Consider the following 2,545-nt stretch of genomic DNA (forward strand, 5'->3'; position numbering starts at 1 on the left):
CTGCTTCCAAGTATCTCGTTGCCGTCCGTGGCCGCCATATCTTCAATCCCGCCGCGTTCGGGGCGGTGGCCGTGACGCTGACGGGACTCGGCGCAGCGGCCTGGTGGGCGGCAAACCCCGCCATGCTGCCGGTTGTACTGGTCTGCACGCTCCTGATCCTCTACCGGACCCGGAAGCTCCCCATGGGGGCCGTCTTCCTCGGGGTGGCCGTCGGGATCCTGGTGGTCCGGCTGGCAGCCGGCGGCACCGACCCGGCAGCCGCGCTGCAACTGGTCCTGGTGTCCTACCCGTTGGTGTTCCTCCTCGGCTTCATGCTGACCGAGCCGCTGACGCTGCCTCCCCGGCGCTGGCAGCAGCTGCTGGTTGCCGCCGTCGTCGCCGTTGTCCTGGCGCTGCAGCCCTCAATCGGGCCGGTATTCCTCGGACCGGAGTTTGCGCTCCTGATAGGGAACGCGGTTGCCTTCATCATGGGCCAGCGGCGGCGTATCCGCCTCCGCTACACCGGTTTACGCCGGCCGACCCCCACCAGCGTGGAGGTCTCCTTCGCTCCGGAGAAACCGGTGCGCTTCAGGCCGGGCCAGTACATGGAACTCACGCTCCCCCACGCCCGCCCGGACGGCCGTGGGGTCCGCCGGATTTTCAGCATCAGCTCGCCGCCCGGGGACGATCAGATCCGCTTTTGTCTGCGCCTGTCCGACCCGCCGAGCTCCTTCAAGGCCGCGCTGCTTGACCTGCGTCCCGGATCCTCCGTCGATGCGACCACGGTCGCAGGCGACTTTGTACTGCCGGCCGATCCCTCGGTACCGCTGCTGCTGTTCGCCGGCGGTATCGGAGTGACCCCGTTTCTCAGCCAGCTGAGGTCCCCCGAGGTTATGGATCAGGGCCGCGACACAGTTCTTGTCTACGTCGTCAGGGCGCCGGCCGAACTTGGCTATACCGACGAACTCGCGCAGTTCCGGGTGATCCTTTTCTGCCCGGGCGACCCGGGTCCGCTACCGGAGCGCTGGACACATGGCGGCACTCAGTTCCCGACTGCCGCTGAGCTGCGCTCCCTCATACCGGACGTGGCGGAGCGGCGTCCCTACGTTTCCGGCTCGCCGACACACCTCTCCCGCGCCGCATCCGTCATCCGCGAAGCGGGCGGAAAGTCGATCCGGACCGATGCATTCCTGGGGTACTAACGCTTTTCCGGGCGCCGCCGGCAGCGTTTCGTTCAGCCAACTTTTCCCTGCTAAGCTTCATAAGTCCCTTTCGGTCACTGATATTTATCAGTGGGCCGTGCCCTCGTAGCTCAGGGGATAGAGCGTCTGCCTCCGGAGCAGAAGGTCGTAGGTTCGAATCCTATCGAGGGCACCATTCCGGTTTTGGCCTGCTGTCACTTCCGGCCCTCTCCTCTCACAGCGTCCCGCCGTGCACATAGCGGTGCGCCCACAGATCCCGCAACAGGGCCACCTCGGCCAGGTGATGGATCATTTCCCGGTTGATGTGCTGGACCAGCGCCGCCATGGGAGCCTCAGCGAACGGTCCCTCTGCCGGTCCCACCGGCTGCCCCAGTTCCTCCAGGGTGAGGCTGGTCACCGCACGGGACCAGTGCGCGTACATGCCGTCAAGCTGCTCAAGGGCTTCCCGGGCGCTCGCCGGATACTCATACGTTTCATAGCTGACCACGGGACCGCCGAAGTGCGAAGCCAGCCGGCCACCCAGCACACCGACGAGAATATGGCCGAGCCGCCACGCGATGGTGGTCACCGGAGCGGGATCGGGTTCCGGAATGGCGAAATCGATGGTGTAGTCTCCCTGGCCCACCTGGATCGCCGCCGCACCGGTCCCACGCGGCCGGATATTCCAGCTGCCGGGGACCGGTTCCCAGAAGTACTCCTCGTCCGTCAGTCCTTCCAGCCGTGGGCGTGCCTGGTTCTCCCAGTGCCACTGGAGCTGATCGGTCAGTTCCCTGCGAATGTCCATGGTTCCTCCTCCTGCGCGGGTACAGGAAAAGCGTAGGAAAGCTTGAGGACAACAACTGTCCGCATTGCTGGGTACCGTGGTGCCATGTTGGAAACTTCAGCACGGCTGCTCCAGCTGCTCTCCCTGCTGCAGCTTCGGCGCGAGTGGACGGGAGCTGCCCTCGCCGCACGGATGTCCGTCACTGAGCGCACCGTCCGCAGGGATATCGGCAAACTCCGCACCCTCGGCTACCCCATCCATGCCTCCCCCGGAATCGCCGGCGGCTATCAGCTGGGGGCCGGAGCCCAGCTGCCGCCGCTGCTCCTCGATGATGAGGAGGCACTCGCCGTCGCCATCGGCCTGAGCGCCGTCACAGCCAGCCCCGTATCGGGCCTCGGAGAAGCGTCCGTGCGCGCCCTCACGAAGCTGGAACAGGTTCTCCCCGGCAGACTGCGTCCGAAGTTCTCCGGGCTGCGCTCCGCCGTAACCCGGATGGCCGCTGTGAGCACCCCGGTGGATCCGGAAGTCCTCACCGCCCTCTCGGCCGCCATCACTGACCGGCGGGTCGTGGTGTTCAGGTATCTGCGCCATGACGGGGAAT

The 2,545-nt window shown here is 66.2% G+C and carries 3 protein-coding genes and 1 tRNA gene; 3 read left to right on the plus strand and 1 reads right to left on the minus strand.

Annotation, left to right across the window (positions count from 1 at the left end; translation table 11 throughout):
• Both X803_RS20625 and X803_RS0115845 read left to right on the plus strand, forming a co-directional pair.
• Positions 1-1,181, plus strand: a 1,181-nt coding sequence (locus X803_RS20625) for a ferredoxin--NADP reductase (protein ID WP_051470832.1), incomplete at its 5' end; no start/stop codon positions are given.
• Positions 1,182-1,280: 99 nt separating this feature from the next.
• A tRNA-Arg gene (locus X803_RS0115845) sits at positions 1,281-1,356 on the plus strand.
• A 39-nt stretch (positions 1,357-1,395) separates the two neighbouring features.
• Here the strand turns inward: X803_RS0115845 and X803_RS0115850 are convergent.
• Entirely contained in the window at positions 1,396-1,965 is a 570-nt protein-coding gene (locus tag X803_RS0115850; RefSeq protein WP_026545892.1) for a DinB family protein, read from the minus strand.
• Positions 1,966-2,049: 84 nt separating this feature from the next.
• On the opposite strand from X803_RS0115850, the gene X803_RS20630 reads away from it, so the two are divergent.
• The coding region (locus X803_RS20630; protein ID WP_156930102.1) for a helix-turn-helix transcriptional regulator at positions 2,050-2,545 on the plus strand (496 nt) is incomplete at its 3' end.

Source organism: Arthrobacter sp. 35/47 (assembly GCF_000520475.1).
In the GTDB taxonomy this organism is placed as follows: Bacteria; Actinomycetota; Actinomycetes; order Actinomycetales; family Micrococcaceae; genus Arthrobacter_D; species Arthrobacter_D subterraneus.

What these genes read in the sequence shown, in the direction of transcription:
- X803_RS0115850 (WP_026545892.1), bottom strand. Translation starts at nt 1,965, where the DNA reads ATGGACATTCGCAGGGAACTGACCGATCAGCTCCAGTGGCACTGGGAG.